Source organism: Pseudooceanicola sp. NS-SX9, assembly GCF_057380705.1.
This window is the reverse complement of sequence record NZ_JBXXRN010000007.1, coordinates 107,585-127,852: the sequence shown is the minus strand read 5'-3', so window position 1 is coordinate 127,852 and position 20,268 is coordinate 107,585. Positions and strand designations below refer to the sequence as shown.

Annotated in this window: 15 protein-coding genes; 6 read left to right on the top strand and 9 right to left on the bottom strand. The window is 64.7% G+C overall.

Annotated elements, in window-relative coordinates; genetic code table 11:
- Positions 1-111 precede the first annotated feature (111 nt).
- Positions 112-1,179, bottom strand: coding sequence for a zinc-binding dehydrogenase (locus AC2ITM_RS23720; RefSeq protein ID WP_486470662.1), 1,068 nt, complete (start codon positions 1,177-1,179; stop codon positions 112-114).
- 82 nt (positions 1,180-1,261) lie between these two features.
- Positions 1,262-2,458 (bottom strand): CaiB/BaiF CoA transferase family protein, encoded by a 1,197-nt coding sequence (locus AC2ITM_RS23715; protein ID WP_486470661.1) that lies wholly within the window; start codon positions 2,456-2,458, stop codon positions 1,262-1,264.
- A gap of 176 nt (positions 2,459-2,634) precedes the next feature.
- Here AC2ITM_RS23715 and AC2ITM_RS23710 point away from each other — a divergent pair, with 176 nt between their 5' ends.
- Positions 2,635-3,279: a TetR/AcrR family transcriptional regulator gene (locus AC2ITM_RS23710; protein ID WP_486470660.1), complete on the top strand. Its 645-nt coding sequence runs from the start codon at positions 2,635-2,637 to the stop codon at positions 3,277-3,279.
- Positions 3,280-3,298: 19 nt separating this feature from the next.
- Here the strand turns inward: AC2ITM_RS23710 and AC2ITM_RS23705 are convergent, their stop codons facing one another.
- The 5 genes from AC2ITM_RS23705 to AC2ITM_RS23685 form a co-directional block, all read right to left on the bottom strand.
- Complete coding sequence (locus AC2ITM_RS23705) at positions 3,299-4,096, bottom strand: SDR family NAD(P)-dependent oxidoreductase (protein ID WP_486470659.1); 798 nt, start codon at positions 4,094-4,096, stop codon at positions 3,299-3,301.
- Between the two features lie 49 nt (positions 4,097-4,145).
- Positions 4,146-5,420 (bottom strand): DUF1254 domain-containing protein, encoded by a 1,275-nt coding sequence (locus tag AC2ITM_RS23700; protein ID WP_486470658.1) that lies wholly within the window; start codon positions 5,418-5,420, stop codon positions 4,146-4,148.
- A gap of 102 nt (positions 5,421-5,522) precedes the next feature.
- Positions 5,523-6,533, bottom strand: a complete 1,011-nt coding sequence (locus tag AC2ITM_RS23695; protein ID WP_486470657.1) for a TAXI family TRAP transporter solute-binding subunit — start codon at positions 6,531-6,533, stop codon at positions 5,523-5,525.
- A gap of 28 nt (positions 6,534-6,561) precedes the next feature.
- Positions 6,562-8,454, bottom strand: a complete 1,893-nt coding sequence (locus tag AC2ITM_RS23690; protein ID WP_486470656.1) for a TRAP transporter permease — start codon at positions 8,452-8,454, stop codon at positions 6,562-6,564.
- Positions 8,455-8,852: 398 nt separating this feature from the next.
- A complete protein-coding gene (locus AC2ITM_RS23685) occupies positions 8,853-10,028 on the bottom strand; it encodes a serine hydrolase domain-containing protein (RefSeq protein WP_486470655.1) in 1,176 nt (391 codons plus the stop codon).
- A 161-nt stretch (positions 10,029-10,189) separates the two neighbouring features.
- Here AC2ITM_RS23685 and AC2ITM_RS23680 point away from each other — a divergent pair, with 161 nt between their 5' ends.
- On the top strand, positions 10,190-11,698 hold the full coding sequence (locus AC2ITM_RS23680) for a flavin-containing monooxygenase (RefSeq protein WP_486470654.1): 1,509 nt from the start codon (positions 10,190-10,192) through the stop codon (positions 11,696-11,698).
- Positions 11,691-13,172 (top strand): NAD-dependent succinate-semialdehyde dehydrogenase, encoded by a 1,482-nt coding sequence (locus tag AC2ITM_RS23675; protein WP_486470653.1) that lies wholly within the window; start codon positions 11,691-11,693, stop codon positions 13,170-13,172. The genes AC2ITM_RS23680 and AC2ITM_RS23675 overlap by 8 nt, the downstream gene beginning before the upstream one ends.
- A gap of 192 nt (positions 13,173-13,364) precedes the next feature.
- Here the strand turns inward: AC2ITM_RS23675 and AC2ITM_RS23670 are convergent, their stop codons facing one another.
- Both AC2ITM_RS23670 and AC2ITM_RS23665 read right to left on the bottom strand, forming a co-directional pair.
- The gene (locus AC2ITM_RS23670) at positions 13,365-14,696 is read right to left on the bottom strand and encodes an IS4 family transposase (RefSeq protein WP_486470652.1); all 1,332 of its coding nucleotides are present in this window, start codon (positions 14,694-14,696) and stop codon (positions 13,365-13,367) included.
- 376 nt (positions 14,697-15,072) lie between these two features.
- The gene (locus AC2ITM_RS23665; RefSeq protein ID WP_486470651.1) at positions 15,073-16,083 is read right to left on the bottom strand and encodes a LacI family DNA-binding transcriptional regulator; all 1,011 of its coding nucleotides are present in this window, start codon (positions 16,081-16,083) and stop codon (positions 15,073-15,075) included.
- Positions 16,084-16,374: 291 nt separating this feature from the next.
- Between AC2ITM_RS23665 and AC2ITM_RS23660 the strand changes: the two genes are divergently transcribed.
- Genes AC2ITM_RS23660 through AC2ITM_RS23650 form a run of 3 tightly spaced genes read left to right on the top strand, consistent with a single transcriptional unit; the run spans position 16,375 to position 20,012 of the window.
- Positions 16,375-16,929 (top strand): sugar dehydrogenase complex small subunit, encoded by a 555-nt coding sequence (locus AC2ITM_RS23660; RefSeq protein WP_486470650.1) that lies wholly within the window; start codon positions 16,375-16,377, stop codon positions 16,927-16,929.
- A gap of 24 nt (positions 16,930-16,953) precedes the next feature.
- Positions 16,954-18,564: a GMC family oxidoreductase gene (locus AC2ITM_RS23655; protein ID WP_486470649.1), complete on the top strand. Its 1,611-nt coding sequence runs from the start codon at positions 16,954-16,956 to the stop codon at positions 18,562-18,564.
- 2 nt (positions 18,565-18,566) lie between these two features.
- Positions 18,567-20,012 (top strand): c-type cytochrome, encoded by a 1,446-nt coding sequence (locus AC2ITM_RS23650; RefSeq protein ID WP_486470820.1) that lies wholly within the window; start codon positions 18,567-18,569, stop codon positions 20,010-20,012.
- Positions 20,013-20,268 lie beyond the last annotated feature (256 nt).

The following is a 20,268-nucleotide window of genomic DNA, read 5'->3' as shown; positions in this document are numbered from 1 at the left end:
GGGCCCGGGGACGGCGCCTTGCCGGTCCCCGGGACGGGAAGGATGGCGTGGTGGCCGCGCCGCATCCGGGATGCGGAGCAGCCACCGCGACGGGCCGCAGGGGCCCGGGTCTCAGATCATCGCCAGGGCGCGACCCTCGATCTGGCCGCGCTCCAGCCTCGCGGTCCCTTCGATGATCTCCTCGAAGGACATCCGGTCGGTGATCATGGCATCCAGGTCCAGCAGCCCGTCGCGGTACCAGTCGACGAATTCGTCGATCTGCTCCTGACGGCAGGAGCCGGCCAGGCTGCCCACCACGGATTTCTCGCGCATCACCATGTCCAGCGCGGGCAGGTCGCAATTGGCCTTGGGCAGCCCCACGACCACGCATTTCCCGCCCCGCTCGATCCCGACGCGGCCATCGCGCAGGCTGCCGTAGGCCTGCAGTGTGGTCTGCGGCAGGCCGACGCAATCCAGCGCGATATCCGCACCCGAGCAGCAACCGCAACGCCCCGGCAGCAGGTCATGGATCGCCCGCGCCGGATCACCGTTCAGCGAATTGACCGTCTGGGTCACGCCGAAGCGACGGGAGAAGGCCAGCTTCTCGTCCGAGATGTCGACGGCCACGACTTCGTCCGCGCCAAGGATGCTGGCCGCCGTCGTGGCACAAAGCCCGACGCCGCCGGCACCGAAGACCGCGACCCGGTCGCCCTTCTTCGCTCCGGCCGAGTTGATCACGGCCCCGGCCCCGGTGATCACCGCGCAGCCGACGATGGCGGTCGCGGCGCTGTGCGAGCCGGTCAGCTTGCGGACATAGAGCTCATCCGCAAGGGTATAGTCCGCCCAGGTGAAGACATTGGGCGCGGCGCCGGTCTGGCCGCCGCCCACGTCCAGGGTCGAGATCTCGGGCATCCGGCCGTCCGGGCCCAGGCGCGGCAGCCAAGTGACCAGCACGTAATCGCCTTCGCTCAGCCCCCGGACGGCACTGCCCTTCGCGGCGACAACGCCATAGCCCTCGTGGCCGAACAGGACCGGGCGCTGGCGCGGCTGATGGGTCCACCAGACCTGGCTCTGGCACAGGCCGGTGGCCAGGATCCGCACGGCGACCTGGTGCGGACCGGGATCGGGCAGTGACAGCTCCCGGATCTCGAGGGCGCCCTCTTTCTCCACCTGCACGACGACATTCGCGGTAATCGACATTCTTCTTCCTCTTCCCTTCCCGGCCGTTCCTCAGTGGTCGATTGCGACCCCGGAGGCAGCCCGATGCAGCCCGGATCCGGGCCTAGATCACGCCCTTGGCGGACAGTGCCGCGACCTCTTCGCTTCCCAGGCCCAGCAACCCGCACAGGATCTCCTCGTTATGCGAGCCAAGCTTCGGGCCGAGGCTGCGCACACGACCCGGCGTCTTGGACAGTTTCGGGATGGGCGCGACCATCCGCACCTCACCGAATTCCTCGTCCTCGACCGCCAGCAGGTTGCCCCGCGCGGCGATGTGCGGATCACGGAACAGGTCCGCCACGTTCATCACCGGCGCCGAGGGCACCCCGGCTTCGTTCAGGCGGGTCACGACGTCATCGGCATCGAACCGGGCCACCCAATCGGCGATCTTGCCGTAGATCTCGTTCGGATGGGCCATCCGGCTGGCGCGGGTGGCAAAGCGCGGATCCTCGAGGAATTCCTTGCACTGCATCAGCCCCGCCAGCTTGCGGAACAGCGTGTCGGTCGCCGCGTGCAGGGAGATCCGGCGATCATCCGCCGTGGTGAAATCGCTGGCCGGGACCATGAAGGGGCTGCTGTTGCCCGTCCGCCCCCGGATCGCGCCGGTCAGCGAATAGTCGATGACCGATTCCTCGGTTGCGCGCAGTCCGCCTTCGTAGAGCGCCAGGTCGATGACCTGCCCGCTGCCGCCCTGCATGTCGCGATGATAGAGCGCAGTCACCACGGAGAAGGCCGCCAGGTAGGCCGACATGAAGTCCACCACCGCGTAGCCGCAGCGCAGCGGGTCGCCATCGGCCTCGCCGCTGGTATAGGTCAGGCCGGAGAAGGAGCTGGCGATCCGATCGAAGGAACCGCGCCCCGCATAGGGCCCGTCCAGCCCGTAACCGGTGATGAAGACGAAGATCCCTTGCGGATTCAGCTCTTCCAGATCGGCGGGCCCAAGGCCCCAGCGTTCCAGCGTCGGCGGACGGTAGTTTGTCACCATGACGTCGAAATGCGGGATCATCTGCTTGAGCAGCGCCTGGCCCTCCCGGGTCCGCAGGTTCAGGGTGACCGACTTCTTGTTGCGGGCCTCCTGCAGCCATTGCGGCGACCGGCCGCCGGGCGTGGCCGCCCTGCCCCTGGTGAAATCGCCGACCCCCGGCTCTTCGATCTTCACGACCTCGGCGCCGAAATCGCCGAGAAACGTCGAGGTGACCGGTGCGGCGAGAACGGCCGAAACATCTAGCACGCGCACGCCCTTCAATGGCAGATCCGTCACGATTTCCTCCCCAGTTACAAAATGTAGTTACAAGTTGTTATATTGATGCGGCTCACGGCGCAATCCCCTTTTTCAGTCAAGTGAATTATAAGTGCCGGAAATCTGCGTTTACATTTTGTAAATTCATGACCATAGTTGCCGGAACCATCTTGATCCGGGACCGACAGCTGCACCGCATGGCCACGAAGAAGACCGACAACCGAAAATCGCCGCGCAAGTCGCGCATGGACACCCAGGCAGACCTGCAGAAGGCGGCGCTGGAACTGCTTGAGACCCGTGGACCGCTGGCGGGCCTGACGCTGAGCGAGGTGGCCGATTTCGCCAACGTCAACCGGGTGCAGATTTACCAGTACTTCGGCTCCCGCGAGGCGCTTCTGCGCACGGCCATCGCCGACATGCTGGCCGCCAGCGAGCCGAACCGGAAGGAGCTGCGCAAGCTGGGCTTCATGGAGCGCCGGGCGGCCATGTTCGACCATTTCCTGGCCCAGCCCCAGCTTGCCAAGCTGGAGTCGCTCCTGGCGCAGGACAATGACGAGGATTTCCGCATCTTTCCGGAAATCGACCATGCGCGCCGCAGCCTGGACAGGGACGTGGCCGAGGGCAAGCTGCCCGCCGATGCCGATCCCATCGTTGCCCATGTGATGACCTCGCTGGCCTACAAGGGCTACTGCATCTTCCGGGAACAGGCGGCCCGCGAAACCGGCATCCCGCTGGACGAGCTTGACCAACGCGCCCGGGCGGTCTTTGCAAGCATGCTGCGCGGGATCGCCCATCCGCAGTCCGACGAGGGCGCCCAGGCCACCGATCCCTCGGCGGCCTGAACAGTGTCCCGGAACTGCCTCAGGCGGCCGTAAGCCCGCCATCCACCACCATCTCGGCGCCGGTGGTGAAGCTCGATTCGGCGCTAGCAAGGAACAGCACGGCATTGGCCATCTCCGCAGGGGTCGCCACGCGGCCGATGGGATGCATCCGGGCAAGGCTGTCCAGGTCCATGGAATCCTTGCCCCCCGCCTTGCTGCGCTGCTGGATCGCGCCGGTGACCATCGGCGTCTGCACGAAGCCGGGGTGGACAGAGTTCACCCGGATATTCCAGCCGTTCTGCGCTGCCTCCAGCGCCAGCGACTTGGTCAGCAGCCGCACGCCACCCTTGCTGGCACTATAGGCCGGAGAGCCGCTGCGCCCCACCAGGCCATAGGCAGAGGAGATGTTGATGATCGACGCGCCGCCCTGCGTCGGGGCACTGTCGCCGCCGTTCAGCATGGCCTCGACGGCGAAGCGGCAGCCCAGGAACACGCCGTCCAGGTTCACCGACATCACCCGGCGCCAGAACTCCAGCGAACAGCCGCGGATCGGGGCATAGCCGCCTATCCCGGCATTGTTCACGATGATGTCGAGCCCGCCGTCGACCTGGTCCATGACCTTTTCCCAGGCGGCCTCGCTGGCCACGTCATGCGCGAGGCCCACCACCCGGCCCGTCCCGTCGGGATCGAGCGCGGCGGTCAGCGCTTTGACATCGGCTTCATTCATGTCGGTGGCATAGACGCGTGCGCCTTCCTCGACGAAACGCTCGACCACGGCGCGGCCGATCCCTGCGGCGGCCCCGGTCACCAGGGCGGTTTTCCCCGTCAATCTGCTCATCTTGTTTCCCCGTTTTGAAACTGGCTTGCACCGATTGCGACAACCGGCTTCACAAGGTCACGACCTGGGGTTCGGGCAACTGGCTGTAGTTGCTCGCATAGAACTCCGGTCGCGGGTGGTAGCAACGCAGCAGCAGCGAATATTGCCCCTCCGGCGCGGGCAACCAGTTGCTGTCACGGTCCTCGCCCGGCGGCTGGTGGCTGATCCAGATGTCCAGAGAGCGATCTTCATTCAGCGCCAGCCCCGGCGTCCGGTCGCCAATGGCGAAGCGGTTGATCGGGTTCTGGGTGAAATAGCGTTCGCCATCGGCGGTGGCCTCGTACATGGTCAGCGACCAGAAGGCGTCCACCGCGATCGTGTCGGGCGACGGCAGGTGCCACTTCATCGGCACCCGCCCGTCCAGCCGCTGACCGCCGAAGACAGTGCCGGTGAAACAGGTGGATTCCTGCCAGGGCAACGCCAGAAGCCCGAAGATCGAGACCCCGGCCCGGCGCATGTAGTCCTGCTTGAAATCGCCCTGGCTGTCCGGCGGCGCCTGCCAGCCCTGCCGCGCCCCCTGTTTCGAGATCATCGCCCCATCCAGCTCTGCCCGTGCCGCGGCGACACCGGCCTCGATCAGGGCCGCCTCTTCGGCGGTGAAGCGATCCGGATCGAAATCCTCCAGGCCAAGGGGCGCCATGCGGCGAACCGCTGCCCAGTCGGTCGCGCGGGGCGGGTAGAAGGCGTAGAGCACCGCCGCCTGCGAGAAATAGCTGCGCCAGTCGGCGTTGCGATCGATGTCCCCCACCGGTGCGGGCACCGGGCGGGTCACCACCGGGCCCTCGATACCGAACCGGTCCTGCATTGCGCAGGCCGCCGGAAGATCATCGGCATCGTTCACCAGCACCCGACCAAAGGCGAAGCACAGCGGCGTGGGAGAGCGGATCACCGGCTCTGGCAAACCGGCGCTCGAGACCTCGGGGCCGACGACGGTAAAGACCCCGCCCTGCGCCCCGGAGGTCCGATCCCCCAGCACGGTGAAGTTGTTGGTGTACATGTCCATCAGCGCCAGCGTCATGTAGCGCCCCCCGGAAGGCGGCATGGTCAGCGTCACCGGCCCGTCGCGCAGATCGACCCAGGCCATGGAATAGAGCGTGTCGTTGTTCGGCGTCGTGACCACCCGGTTGGTGTGATCGAAGAGCGTCCGGCCATGGGCAAAGCTGTTGCTCGGGGTCTCGGCCAGGCAGCGGCGACGGAAGGCTTCCATGTTCAGAAGCGGCATCATGAAGATCGTCGCCTCTTTCGCGGCGATGAACAGCGGGTGTGTTTTGTCGGGGGTGGTCATGAGGTATCCTTTGATGGGCCGGCCTTGCCGCCCTCGACAGGCGGGGTGCGGCCGCTGGAGCCCGGGCGCTTGCGGCCCGGGGCTTTGCTGTCGGATGTCAGGTCAGCGCGAGGCCTCGGGAACGGCGATGCCGCGCTCTTCGTAGTAGCGCAATGCGCCCGGGTGCAGCTTGATGCCGCCGGCGGACACCGCATAGTCGAAAGTGATGTCCTTCAGCCAGGGCGAAGTCTCTGCCGCAGCATCGACATTGTCCCAGTAGGCTTTCATGATCGCGTAGGCGCGGTCATCGGGCATGTCCGCGGACACCACCAGGGCCAGCCGGTTCGACAGGGCGTAGATGTCGTCGGACATCTCTACATTGTCGCCGTAGATGCCCTTGCGGATCACGCCGATATCGCGACCGATATTCGCGTCGATGAAGGCATGGGCGGGCGCGCTTGCCTCCCATTCCGCCTTGTTCAGGCCCAGCAGCCGGATCTTCTGGGTCACCGCCAGCTGTTCGATCGACGGCGCCGGCGCCACCGCCCCCGCCATGTAGACATCGATCTGCCCGTCCTGGAAGGCCTGCATGCCGGAGGCCCAGCTGCCCTTGAAGGCGTCGTAATCTCCTTTGTTCAGGTCCAGGCCGCTGGCCGCCTTGAGCCAGTCGTAGGATGCGCTCCAGGCGCCACCACCAGGCGGGCCCAGAAAGACCTTCTTGCCGCGGATGTCGGCCAGGGTGTGAATGTCGGAATCCGCGCGCACAACGATATGGTTCTGACCGTAGGGGAACCACATCAGCAGGCGGATCTTCTTCGACAGCTCCGGTGCCGACGGGATCTTCTCGAACATGCCGGTCTGGGTCTGCATGAAGTCGAACATCACCGGAGAGCTGACGGCGATGTCCAGCTTGCCCTGGGTCAGTTCCATCATGTGTTTCGGAACCGCCCCGGTGGCGTCCACGACAATCGAGAAATCGTTCTGGTTCTGGTTGACGATCGTGGCGAAGGTCGTCGTGGTCCGGTAGGTCGTGGTTCCCGGCGCAATGGTTGCCATCTTCAGCTCTTCGGCTGCCATGACGGGCGACACGGCCATCATCATCGCACCAGCGATTATCAGGTTTGCAAGTTTCACGTCGGCTCCTCCCCGCGTTCAGCTCAGTTCAGTCTTCGGTTGCGATGGGGCGGCCAAGCATGTTCGGCCGCACCCGATGCAGCGTGAAAAAGATCAGCATCAGGGCCGTGGCCGGACCCGCGATCATCAGGTCGGGCACCACCACCCCGCAGGCGAGTGCAACCCGGAGAACGCGCTCCACCGGCGACAGGCGGGTCAGGTCATAGCCGCTGGCGGCGCTGGCCAGGCCCCAGATGGCGACGGCGAAGACGATCAGCGCCCAGATCAGGCCCATCAGGCTGAAATCATCAAGGATCAGCAGCAAGTCGGTGTGGAAGCAGAACATGAAGGGGATGATGAATCCCGCCATCGACAGGCGTAGCGCCACGAGGCCGGTTTCCATCGGTCGTGCCCCGGCGATGGGCGCGGCGGCGAAGGCGGCCAGGGCCACCGGCGGCGTCACTGCCGACATCACGCCGAAATAGACGATGAAGAGATGCGCGGCCACCATCGGCAGCCCCAGCTTCTGCAGCGACGGCCCGAGGATCACGGCAATGATCAGGTAGGCGGCCCCGGTCGGCACCCCCATGCCCAGCACGATGCAGCCCAGCATCACCAAGATCAGGCTGAACAGCAGGTTGTCGCCGGATGCCGACAGGATCGCCTCGGCAAAGCGCAGGCCGACGCCAGTCATGTTCATGGTCCCGATCACGAAGCCGATGGCCGCGACGATCACCATGATCTGCGCAGAGGTGTAGCCGGCGCTCAGCAGAGCTTCCAGCCACTTGCGAGGCGACCGGAATTCGGGAAACACGATTAGCGAGACGATGGTGGCGGCGATCACCGCCATGAAGCCCGCGCCCTGCGCCGAGCGCCCACCGATCAGGCTGACGACCAGCAGGCCGAGCGGCAGCCAGAAGGCCAGGCTTCCGATCCAGTCCTTGCGAGTGAGGCGCGTACCGACATCGCCCTCCGGCGCGCCGTCCTCTGCCCGGGGGGCACCCGAAATGCCCAGGCGCCGCGCCTCGAGGTAAACCGAGACGAAGAGCGACCCGTAGTAGAGAAGCGCCGGGATCAGGGCCGCGACGATGATCTTCACGTAGGGAATGCCGGTCATGTCCGCCATCAGGAAGGCGACGACCCCCATCACCGGCGGCATGATCTGCCCGCCGGTCGAGGCAGCCGCCTCCACCGCTGCGGCGAAACGCGGTGGGAAGCCCGCGCGTTTCATCATCGGGATCGTGACGACCCCGGTGGTCACCACGTTTGCTACGGCCGCACCGCTGAGCGTGCCGCAGAGGCCGGAACCGACGATCGCCGCATGGGCCGGGCCGCCGACCAGTTTGCGGGTCAGGGCGAAGGACATCTTGAGCAGGATGGTGCCCGTGCCGCCGACCTGCAGGACGGCGCCGAAGGCGATGAAGACCAGGACCGTGCGGCTCACCACCTCGACCGGCTGGCCGAAGACGCCATCGGTCGAAAACCAGATGGCCTCGGCCACCCGCGCCCAGTCGTCCCCTGCCCCGCCAATCCAGCGCGGTAGCAGGATATAGGCGGCGCAGGCCAGGATCACCAGGAAGATCGGAAGCCCGAAGAAGGCCAGCGTCATCAGCGCGAGGGCGGCAATGCCAATCCAGGCGGTGACGTGCTGCCAAAAGGTGATCTCGATCAGGAACTGTTCCTGGGACCACATGATCTGGACCCAGATCAAGACGGCCCAGCTGATCGCTGCCAGAAGGAGGATCCCGATCCCCCAAGAAAAGCGATCCCCGAAGGGCTTCGCGAAGGGCGTGTCGAAGCCGCGCAGCAGCGTCGCCGTCGCGCCCAGCCAGACTGCCAGCGCAGAGACCAGGACACTGTCGAACGTACCGAAACCCGCGACGTAGATCGCAAGGACGGCCAAGGCCAGGGCAAGCGCCCCGGAGACGATTTTCGCTATCACCAGTTTTCCTCCCACTCAGGTCCGTTCCACGCCGGACGCTTCTGCACCCCCCTCCTCAAGGGGAAACAGCGACGTTAACGGAACGAACTGACCTGACCAAGGCGCTCCTCCGCGCCGAAATCAAATCACTTGACTTACAAAGTGTAAAAAGGTGCGCAAGCTGTCAAGGTTGTTTTTAATCATTTAATTTCTTTTGTTTACCAAAGTCTGTTTTGAAGACACGGAGCTCCGCCCATTATGTTGACCCGCGCCTCTCTGTCGCGCGCACGGATTCGTCACCACGTCTCCACGCCGTGTGCAGCGACCCCGGCATGCCCGCAAAGCCTGCCGGCGATATGCTGCAGCGCAGCGCCTTTTAGCTGGCCGCAGGACCCGCCTTAACCGCGGACGCGCGCGGGTCAGGCAGGTGACGGGCCGTCGCCGGTGACCTCTGCCGGAGAGCCATAGAAGGCGCGCGGCACCTCTTCGGCGAGACGGCCTGACATGCCCTCGTAGCTGGTGTTCGTCAGAAGCAGGCAGATCCGCGCCCGCGCCGGATCCATGAACCAGGAATGGCCATAGACCCCGCCCCAGCGAACCAGCCCGCAGGGCAGGTGCGCAGCCGGGCCCTGCGGCGCGACCATCACGCCCCAGCCGTAGCCGAAGCCCCAGCCCGGTCCGTGCATCGTGTGCATGCCCTCCGGCAACTGGTTCCGCATCATCTGCGCCACCGTCCCGGGCCGCAGGATGGGGTCACCACCGGAGAGGATCGCGCCGAAGACCCGCAGCAGGTCCGGCGCCGTGCCGACAAGCCCGCCACCCGCAGAGGGGAATGAAGCCAGGTCATGGACCCGGGATGGGGCAAATCGGACGCCGCCCTCTTCCCAAAGCGGCACCCTTTCGCCTTCGCCCAGCAGGTGCGGCTCCGGCTGGTCGCTGACATAGGGCCGCACCAGGTCATCGCCAGCCGGGTCGACGTGGAACGCGAGGCTGGACAGGCCCAGAGGCCGGCTGATCCTTTCATCCAGAAGCGCTTGCAGGGATCTGCCCGTCGCCGCTTCGGCGGCCGCACCCAGGACATCCAGCCCCAGAGAATATCGCCAACCCGCTCCCGGCCGGAAATAGAGCGGAGCCGACGCCAGCCGGGCAAGGCCTTCCCGAAACCCCAATCCGGGCTGGTCCAGCCCGTCGGCGACACCGGCCCGCGCATAGGGTCCCTCTTCGCTTTCCAGGAAACGGTAGCCCAGGCCGGAGCTGTGGGTCAGCAGGTGATGCAGGGTGATGACCGGCACCCCTCCACCGGGAAGGCGCGGCCGGAAGTCCGGCAGGAAATCTGTGATCGGCGCGGCAAGATCGAAGGTTCCGTCCTCGACCAGGGCCATGAACAGCGCGGAGAGCACCGGCTTGCTGACCGAAGCCAAGCGGAATCGGGCCCCGGCATGCATCGGGATCCCGCGCTCGCGATCGGCCCGGCCAATCGCACGCTGGTAGACCTGTCCGCCGCCCTCGGCGACGGTCAGAACCGCCCCGACGATCCGTTTCTCCGCCAGGGCCGCGTCCAGCGTCGCATCAAGCTTTTCCGTGTATTTGTACATGATTTCCCTTCCTCCCTTCCGGCGCCCACCCGCTTTCGCACAGGTGCCGGGCACGCGCCTAGTTACACTCTGTTGACTTCAATAAATCAACTGATTTATCTTTTCCGCGAGGACAAGGTGCGGGAAACCGCCCTGCGGGAGAGTTTTAGGAGGAGTATCCTGTGAACCAGCAGACCCAAATCACCGCGGCAGCGCGGCTTGAAAACAGCGTGGAGCCGCTCGACGTGCTGATCGTCGGCGCCGGGATTTCCGGCATTGCATCCGCTTGCCACCTGAAACGCGAGCGCCCCGGCGACCGCTTCCTGATCGTCGATGAGCAGGATAGCTTCGGCGGCACCTGGAAGACGCACAAGTATCCGGGCATCCGTTCCGACAGCGACCTCTACACCTTCGGCTACAGCTTTAAGCCCTGGCTGGGCAAACCCATCGCCACGGCCGGGCAGATCCTGACCTACCTGGAGGAAACCCTCGCGGAGTACGGGCTGGAGGAACGGACGCATTTCGGCTGGCGGGTCGAGACGGCGAACTGGGTGTCCGTCGAGAAGCTCTGGGTCGTTACCCTGACCCACCGCGCGGCCGGCGAAAGCCGCACCCTGAAGACCCGCTTCCTGTGGATGTGCCAGGGCTACTACCGCCACGGCGAAGGCTATACGCCCGAATGGCCCGGCCTCGAGGATTTCGCGGGCGAGGTCATCCACCCGCAGTCCTGGCCCGAGGCCTTCGACGGCACCGGCAAGCACATGACGGTGATCGGCTCCGGCGCGACGGCGGCGACCCTGGTGCCCAACGTGGCGGACCAAGTGGCGCATGTGACCATGCTGCAGCGCTCGCCCACCTATTTCATCTCGCTTCCCAACGCCCATGCGACCGCAGACCGTCTGCGGCGGCTGGAGATTCCCGAGGAATGGGTGCACGAGATCGTCCGCCGCGACACGCTGATGCAGAACCGCGATTTCCAGAAGCGCTGCTTCAGCGAACCCGAAGTTGTCCGCGAAGAGCTGATCGGCGCCATCCGGGACGAGATCGGCGATATCGTTGACGTGGACAAGCACTTCACCCCCTCCTACCTGCCCTGGCGCCAGCGCGTCGCGCGGATCCCCGACGGCGACATGTTCAAGGTCATCAAGGAGGGCAAGGCCTCGGTCGTGACGGACCGGATCGAGCGCTTCGTGCCCGAGGGGATCAGGCTTGCCTCCGGCGATGTCCTGAAGACCGACGTGGTGGTGACCGCCACCGGATTCGAGCTTTGCGCCTTCGGCGACGTGGCCTTTTCCATCGACGGCGCGCCGCTCGATTTTCACGACACCATCGGCTACCGCAGCATGATGTTCACCGGGGTGCCGAACCTTGTCTGGGTCATGGGCTACTTCCGGGCCTCCTGGACGCTGCGCGCAGAAATGATCGCGCGGTTCGTGGTGCGGCTGCTCGATCACATGCAGGGGCATCAGAAGGCCTCTGTGATGCCTGCCCTGCGTCCGGAACAGGCGGACATGCCGGTCCATGACTGGGCCGATGCCGAAGATTTCAATCCCGGCTACCTGCTGCGCGGCCAGCACCTGCTGCCGAAGCGGGGCGCGGCCGACGAATGGCAACTGCAACAGGACTACTGGGTCGAGAAAGAAGAATTCGCCGCCATCGACCTGAATGACGAGGTTTTCAAATATGACTGAGATGACCGATTTCACCCTGGATCAACGCGTGGCCGCCGCAGAGACGGCCTATCCGGACACGCGGCTGTTCATCGCAGGGGATTGGCGCGACGCCGAGGGAGGCGCGACGCTGGAGGTCCTCAACCCCGCTACCGGCAATGTCATCGGCAGGGTGGCAAAGGCCTCTACGGCCGATCTGGACGCCGCACTGGCCGCCGCCGCCCGCGGGTTCGATCTCTGGAAGCGGACCTCTCCGCTGGAGCGCGCAGGCGTGATGCGCCGCGCTGCGGCACTGATCCGCGAGCGGCTGGACGACATTGCCGTGACCATGACCCTGGAGAACGGCAAGCCGCTTGGCCAGGCCAGGATCGAGACCTCCGTGGTGGCCGATACCGTGGACTGGTTCGCCGGCGAGGCGCAGCGCACCTACGGCCTGGTAATCCCCTCCCGCAGCCTGGCGGTGAACCAGCAGGCGGTCCGCGTGCCCATCGGCCCGGTCGCCGCCTTCACGCCCTGGAACTTTCCGCTGAACCAGATCGCCCGCAAGGTCGGCCCGGCGCTGGCGGCAGGCTGCTCGATCATCGTGAAGGCGCCCGAGGAAACCCCGGCATCGCCGGCCAAGTTCGTGCAGTGCTTCATCGACGCGGGCCTGCCCGCCGACGTGATGAGCCTGATTTTCGGCAATCCGGGAGAGATCTCGGAGTACCTGATCGCGGATCCGGTCATTCGCAAGCTGTCCTTCACCGGCTCGACCCGGGTCGGCAAGATCCTCGCCTCGCTTGCCGGGGCCCACATGAAACGCAACACGATGGAATTGGGCGGCCACGCGCCCGCCATCGTCCTGAAGGACGCCGACATCGACCGGGCGGTAACCCAGCTTGCCGGGCACAAGTACCGCAACGCGGGCCAGGTCTGTGTGTCGCCGACCCGGTTCCTTGTCGAGGACGCCGTGGCCGATGCGTTCATCGAGAAATTCGTCGACGCGTCCCGGGCGCTGCGGGTCGGCAACGGCCTGGGCGATGTAGACATGGGCCCGCTGGCCAATGACCGTCGGATGCGTGCCCTGGACGAGATGATCCACGATGCCATATCGCGCGGCGCAAGCCTTGCGACCGGGGGCACAGCAATCGGCAATGCCGGCTGGTTCTTGTCGCCCACGGTCCTTGTCGACGCGCCCACCGATGCGATGATCATGAACGAGGAGCCCTTCGGCCCGGTGGCCGTCATCAACAGGATGCGCGATCTCGACAGCATCGTGTCGGAGGCCAACCGGCTGCCCTACGGGCTTGCCTCCTATGCCTACACCGGCAGCATAGAGGCCGCTCAGACCCTCAAGACCGAGATGAACGTGGGCATGATTTCGATCAACCACATCGGCATCGGCCTGCCCGAGGTACCTTTTGGCGGAATCGGCGACTCAGGCTACGGCCAGGAAGGCGGGCCCGAGGCGATCGACTCCTATCTGGATACGAAATTCGTGACCGAGAGTCAGTAACCGCACCTGAGCTATGGGGCCTGGCCGGATCCCGGGCCGGCCCCACCCGTTCCGCCATCACGGATTTGGCCAGACGCTTTCACCAAACGTAACCGACCGATTGATCTTGCAGTTACCCACGAGTGTCCAGCGGCGGTGTTACGAGACGGGCGCCTTCAACGAGGTCGGCGAGGCGGGAGAAGCCACGCCAGATTACCGTCGTCCCCGGTGGCCCCTGGAAGCGCGGTCGAGGTAGCCTCCGAGACGCGCGACGGCCCTGACGTAGAATTGGAGGTCGCGCGGCACCAGGCGCTTCCTGTCAGGCGTCGCCTGGTCGAGCAGGTGGCGCTCGTCCTCCGTGAAAACGGCGGCAGGGTCCGCCGCCGGTGCATCTTGGCTGAGCATTGCCAGCCATGACACACGCCAGGCCAGGACGCAGCACAACGCGATGCAGTTGGCCAGGCGCCCGGCAGTCGCGAGGCGCAGTTCCTCGATCCGGCAGCCGGTCTTCAGAGTCCGGAAGAAGGTCTCGATCTTCCAGCGCAGTGCGTACCATTCGAGCTTGTGTACAGCGTCCGCGTGGCTCGCCACTGGCAGGTTCGTGATCAGCTTCCCGATGACGGGCGTCCGGCCCTCCGGCGGGTCGAGTTCCTCGGCATGGATGATCTGGAGCTCCTGATGCCGGTATTTTCGCTGCTTTCCGATAGGCGGCCGGACGATCATGGTGGCCTGCCAGACAGACAGCACCGCGCAATGGTCATTGCCTTGCGAGTCCCGGAACCGCACCTCATGGGTGCCGCTGGACTGCACCTGCGCCATGACTTTGGCGATGGTCGTGCCGCCATCCTCCGCCAGGCGGTCGACGCAGCTCCGAACGAGTAAGTTGGTCCCGAGCTCCTCGGCCAGGCAGTAGAGTTCGTAGATGTCGCTCTCGCGGTTGCCGACATGCACGCAGCGCTTCGGCGCACCTGCCAGTTCGGTGGACAGGCGCAGGTTATCGAGCCAGCGCATGCTCTCCTTCTGCTCGATGGGCACGCGGGTCGGATTAATCTTGCGCTTGAGCGCCGCGGTCCCCTTGAACTTGGAGCGCGACCAAAACTTGGCGGCTGTCATCCCGAGGGGCAAACCGTCCGGCGTGATCGCCAGGCTGGCGTACATCAGGAGTCCGCAGATCGCATGCTTCTGGTAGCGGCCTTCCTTCAGCTTGCGCCCGGTCGAGACCTTGGTGAACCCGATCTTTTCCGGCGCGGCGCGTTTGAAGTTGAATTCCGTAGTGTCCTGCAGGATCAGCACGGGACCATCGGTGGCCCGGATGCGCAGGGCGGAGGCAGCGAAATGCCCCTCGAGGATTTTGTCTTCGCTGATACTCCCGTTGGAGAAGAACCGGTAAGCCGCCTTGGTATTCGACCAGTCCTGGAATGCAGTGGGCAGCGATTTCCCTGGCCGCTCCCCGAGAGCTTCGAGCAATGCCCCAAGCCGCCGGTTCAGCCGGGTGTCCCCCAGATCGCAACCGGCGGTTTCCGTTTCCACCCAATTCTGCCCCATGCCCGCACCTCAATCATTCGGTGCCACATGACGAATCATGATGAAGTCGCTGCGAGCAAGACCAAGTATCGTGGGTGAATCAAATCGCCGCACGACTTGTGGGTAACTTCAAGCTACGCCGGATGCTTACTGTGTAGCGAAGATACCACTGAACTACGCAATCCCGCAGCGCAAATAGTCGTATAGCGTGTGACTACATGATATGCTGGACTCGGTGCTTTCTTCGCTGCTAACTAATTGAAATCCCTTCAGTACATGCAGTCACACCCGCCAAATTGGCGCCGGAGCTGTCGAAGTTGGGAGGCACGATTGGCTATGCCTGCCGCTTTGGAGAGCGATTGTTCCCTCAACCGTGCGTCCCCTACCGTCGCGCGCCTCAGTCTAATGGACACGGGCCGGCCGTGCGGCGCACCAGGAAGCTGACGGGTTGTTCGTAGCCCATCCCCCGCGACTGCGGGTCGCCGATCAATCGCTGGATCTCTGTCACAGCCAGAGCTGCCTGCCGCTCGACATCCTGTCGGACCGTCGTCAGCCCGAAATGGGTGCTGTCCGCAAACGCGATGTCATCGAAGCCGGTGACAGAGATATCGGCAGGAACGCGTAGCCCCAACTCGTGCAGGCGGCTCATGACACCGAGCGCCGAAAAATCATTTCCGGCACAGATCGCCGTCGGCGCAGGTTGCATCTCGAGCAGGAACTTGGTGGCTTCGCGTCCGGACCGGAAGGTGTGATCGCCCTGCGCAACGATAGGGACAAGGCCCGCCTCGCCGATCGTCGTCAGATAGCTGGCCAGCCGCCCTTCTGCACTCGGATTGTCGCGGCCGCCGATAAAGGCGATGCGCTTGTGCCCCAGAGTGACCAGATGTTCGACGACCGCGCGGATACCTTGCGTGTTGTCGGGCCAAATCGATGAGAGCCTTTTTCCCACGATCCGCTCCCCGATGAAGACGGAAGGAATTTGCTGCGCGATACGGTGCACCACATCAGCCGCACGCGGCACGGCGACGAGGATCAGTCCCGCCACGCGCATTCCTCTCATCCGCTCTGTCTCACGTTCGGCCGACTGATCGCTCTGACCGCGCAGTGAGATCGTCGCATCAAGCCCCGCCTCCGCCAGAGCGGCATCCAAGGCATTTGCGAGTTTGAGCTGAAACGGGTTCTGGGGCTCGCCGATCAGAATGCCAATATTGGCTTGGCTGTTAGAGGCCAGAGACCGTGCAGCCAGATTGGGCACATAGCCCATCCGGCTTGCAATCTTGCGTACCTCACGCCGGGTCTCGTCGCGCACACCCGGATCTCCGCGCAGGGCGCGACTGACCTGCGCACGCGACAGGCCGGCCGCAGTCGCGACGTCATCAAGAGTGATCGAGGGCAGGTTCTTTTTCACATTCAAGTCATAGCCAATCGGCCGTCAGGCCGGAAGATAGATCACAGGAAATGCATGCCCCACTGCCGCGACGGGCCCCGGTCGCTGCGACTGTTCCTGCGGAAACTCTACAAAGCGAGCCCCTTCTTGCAGCCCTTGTTTTGATGTTTCGTCAAGACGCAACTTGCCGCACCCCCGTATTCGTACCATAAAGAGAGCGCTCTCATTGAGAATCTTCTAGCAATCAAATAGTTGAGGTTTTCTGTCATAAAAAATGAGAGCGCTCACATAACGTCATTTCGTGGAGACAACGTGAAACCGACCGATACACTCCCCCGATCCATAGACCGAAGGCGCTTTGTGGGTGGCCTTGCCGCTGCATGGCCTGCGGCGTGGCTGGCCGGCGGCCTGGCTGACAGCGCACTGGCACAGGTGGCGCCGGCCGGTGATGTGCCGGAAAGTTTCATGGCCATCTCGCGCCTGCTGACAGGCCATGCCGAGATCCGTGATGAGATCGCATCGCGCGCCTGGTCCGCTCTCTCTCAACGTCATGACGGCTTTGCAGATCGCTTCACCGCTCTGGAGACGGCCCTGTCGCAGGCCGGTATCGACCAGTTCGCGCAGCTTCCCGAGGCGACAGTCCTGCGCGATGCCTCTCTCAAGGAAACGGCCGTGGCGATCGTCAGCGCATGGTATCTGGGGCGCGTCGGCACCGTCGATAACTTCTCGGAAACCGCCTCGAGCTTCGTCACCTACGCAGACGCCTTGATGTGGGCGCCGACCGCCGATGTCACCGTTATCCCCACCTATTCGCGCGCCGGCCCCGGCCATTGGGCCAAGCCGCCCCATGGCGTGACCCCGCGCTGATTTCCCCTGGTAAGGTTCCCTTATATGTCCACCCAAGATTACGATGCAGACGTGATCGTCGTAGGTGCAGGCGCCATGGGGGCGCTCGCCGCCCATGACTTCGCCAGCAACGGCAAATCCGTCATCCTCCTCGAGGCAGGCCCCCGCGTCCCCCGCTGGAAGATCCTCGAGACGTTCCGCTCGAATGCCAATGTCTATTCGAATGGCGGCAACCGCAACATTCCCTATCCGAACGAACCCTGGGCCCCGACGTCCTACACCGAGGGCTATATCGAGTCGCAGGGTCCGGTCGACTATCGCCCAGGCATGCTTCGCCTCGTCGGGGGCACCACTTGGCACTGGGGCGGGGCCTGCTGGCGCAACCTTCCCAACGACTTCAAGCTGCAATCGACCTATGGCCACGGCCGCGACTGGCCGATTTCCTATGATGATCTCGAACCCTACTACATGAAGGCCGAGATCGAGATGGGCGTGTCGGGCGATGACGAGGCCGATTATTCCGGCCATGGCGGCGCCTCCTATCCGCCGCGCTCGGCCCCCTTCCCGATCAAGAAGCAGGCCATGGGCTATTCGTCCAAACGGCTGGCAGAGCGTGTGGCAGAGGGCGGCTATAACTTCACCTATCAGCCCAATGGCCGCGCCACAGACCCCTATGACGGGCGCCCCGCCTGTGTGGGCAACAACAACTGCTCGCCCATCTGCCCGATCGGTTCGCAGTACTCGGGCAATGACAGCTCGATCAAAGCCGAGCGCGCCGGCGCGAAGCTGATCGAGAATGCCGTCGTCTACAAGCTTGAGAAGACGCCTGACGGCAAGAAGATCGCCGCCGTCCATTATTATACGCCGCAAAAGGAAAGCATCCGCCTTACCGCGCGCTATGTCATGATCGCGGCCCATGCGCTTGAAACTCCGCGCCTGCTGCTGTTGTCGGATGTGGCCAACTCCTCGGGGATGGTCGGGCGCAACCTGATGGACCACAACGCCTTTGGCCTCCAGCTTCTAGCCGATGAACCGCTCTGGATGGGCCGCGGTCCGGTTCAGCAGGGCGATATCATGAGCCGTCGCGACGGGGCGTTCCGCCGCGATCACGCCTGTATCCGCTACGAGATCGGGAACTATACCGCCAATTACGGCATCACCTCAAAGCTCCTTGAACAAGGGGTGATCGGCCCCGAACTCGACCGGAAGATCGAGGATTGGTCGGCGCGGATCATCGGGTTCTCGTCCAACGTGGAAATGCTGCCGGATCCGGCGAACCATGTCGGCCTGAGCACGACCAACAAGGATTACTTCGGCCTGCCGACGATGACCACCTACTACAAGCCGGGCGATTACGCCCTGGCCGGTATGGAAGTGGTCAAGCAGGATTTCGACCGCTTCCAGGAACTGCTGGGTGCCGAAATCTTCCATAAGAACATCACCGAATACGAAAACCGCGATCACCCGATGGGGACCGTGATCATGGGCGAAAACCCGGCGGATTCCGTCGTGAACGGTGAATGTCGGACCCACGACCACGAGAACCTGTTCCTTGCGACGACCGGCGTCATGCCCGCCTCGGCTGCCAACAACCCCACGATGACCGGCTGCGCGCTTTCCCTGCGCAGCGCCGCGATCATCCGCAAAGAGCTGTGATCATGCGTATCCTTCCCCTCCTTCCGGTGCTTCTCGTCGCCGCCCCCCTTACGGCGGCGGCACAAGACGATCTGGCGACCCGCGGCGAATATGTCGCCCGCGCCGCCGACTGCACCGCCTGTCATACCGCGACAGGTGGCGCGCCGTTTGCTGGCGGCTACGCGGTCGACAGCCCCATGGGCACGATCTGGTCGACCAACATCACCCCCTCGGACGATGGCATCGGGGGCTGGACCGAGGCGCAATTCGCCAAGGCCGTGCGCCACGGGGTGACGCCGTCGGGCAAACATCTCTATCCGGCCATGCCCTATGATGCCTATGCGGGCATCACCGACGAGGATATGGCCGCGCTCTATGCCTATTTCACCCAGAAGGTGAAACCGGTGGACACCCCTGCCGATGCGCCGGTCACCAAGCTCGAATTCCCCTTCGACCAGCGCTGGCTGATGACGGGCTGGAACCTGCTGTTTGCACGCGGCGAGCCCTTCACACCGCATAAGGACGAATCCCCCGAGATCGCCCGCGGGCGCTATCTGACCGATGTTCTGGGCCATTGTTCGTCCTGCCACACCCCGCGCAACGTCTTCATGGCAAGCGAGGCCGGCAACTATCTGGCCGGTGCCGACCTGCGCGGCTGGGTGGCGCCCAACCTGACCTCCGATCCGGTCAGCGGGCTCGGCCAGTGGTCGGAAGACGAGATCGCGGACTTCCTCAAGACCGGTCAGGCTGCCGGAAAAGGGATCGCGGCTGGCAGCATGGCGGAAGCCGTCGAGCACAGCCTGCAATACCTGACCGATGAGGACGCCCATTCGATCGCGGCCTATCTCAAGCAGGTGCCCGCCAAGCCCGATGCTGTGGGCCCCGCGCCGCAAAAGGCCGCCTTCACCTATGGCGATGGCACCAAAGAGCCCTATGGCTCGGTATCGGGTTCCGCCGCCAAGACGCTGGCCGAGGCGGATGCCGCCCGCCCCGCCTTCAAGGCGGATGATGCGAGCCGCAGCGATTTCAAGGACGAGACCAACGGCGCGCTGCTCTATGACGCGGCCTGCTCGAGCTGCCACGAACTTGGCGGTCAGGGTAGCGAAGACGGCTATTACCCATCGCTCAAGGGCTCTTCGGCGGTAGGAGCTGCGACGCCCAACAATCTGGTCATGACAGTGCTGGATGGCGTGAGCCGAAAATGGGACGGGAAGTCGACCTATATGCCGGGCTTCGCGCGGGATATGACCGATGCGCAGGTCTCGGCCGTGGTCACCTATGTCGCCAATACCTTCGGCAATCCGCAGGCGGCCGCCAGCCCCGACACTGTTGCCACCCTGCGTGCAGGTGGCCCGGTGCCGCTCCTCGCCCGCCTGGGTGCGTGGGTCTTCTGGGGGCCGCTCATCGTCATGGTGCTCTTGATCCTTGCGGGGACTGGGGTTGCGAGCCGCCGCAAACGCCGCGGCTAAGTGGCCCGCGCATCACGCGACAACTCATGCCGCATCCGCTTCCGGGCGGGTGCGGCCGTAATTACCGGTCGGCCATACGAAACCCTTGAGCCCGGCCTATTCACCGATCCCGCCTGATTAGCCGGATCGTGCGGTCGGCGGGGGCTGTTGGGTCGCCCCAGGCGTGCTCCAGACGTTGTCGAGCGCCGGCTGCGTGGCCCTTTTCTGGTGGCCGGCGCTTTTCGTCTCGTTCCGCGGTCACTCGGGCGTCGAGCGC

Bases quoted from the DNA above. Each gene is read 5' to 3' on its own strand.
- AC2ITM_RS23700 (WP_486470658.1), bottom strand. From the start codon at position 5,420: ATGACCACCCCCGACAAAACACACCCGCTGTTCATCGCCGCGAAAGAG.
- AC2ITM_RS23675 (WP_486470653.1), top strand. From the start codon at position 11,691: ATGACTGAGATGACCGATTTCACCCTGGATCAACGCGTGGCCGCCGCA.
- AC2ITM_RS23710 (WP_486470660.1), top strand. From the start codon at position 2,635: ATGGCCACGAAGAAGACCGACAACCGAAAATCGCCGCGCAAGTCGCGC.
- AC2ITM_RS23670 (WP_486470652.1), bottom strand. From the start codon at position 14,696: ATGGGGCAGAATTGGGTGGAAACGGAAACCGCCGGTTGCGATCTGGGG.
- AC2ITM_RS23720 (WP_486470662.1), bottom strand. From the start codon at position 1,179: ATGTCGATTACCGCGAATGTCGTCGTGCAGGTGGAGAAAGAGGGCGCC.
- AC2ITM_RS23650 (WP_486470820.1), top strand. From the start codon at position 18,567: ATGCGTATCCTTCCCCTCCTTCCGGTGCTTCTCGTCGCCGCCCCCCTT.
- AC2ITM_RS23705 (WP_486470659.1), bottom strand. From the start codon at position 4,096: ATGAGCAGATTGACGGGGAAAACCGCCCTGGTGACCGGGGCCGCCGCA.
- AC2ITM_RS23655 (WP_486470649.1), top strand. From the start codon at position 16,954: ATGTCCACCCAAGATTACGATGCAGACGTGATCGTCGTAGGTGCAGGC.
- AC2ITM_RS23685 (WP_486470655.1), bottom strand. From the start codon at position 10,028: ATGTACAAATACACGGAAAAGCTTGATGCGACGCTGGACGCGGCCCTG.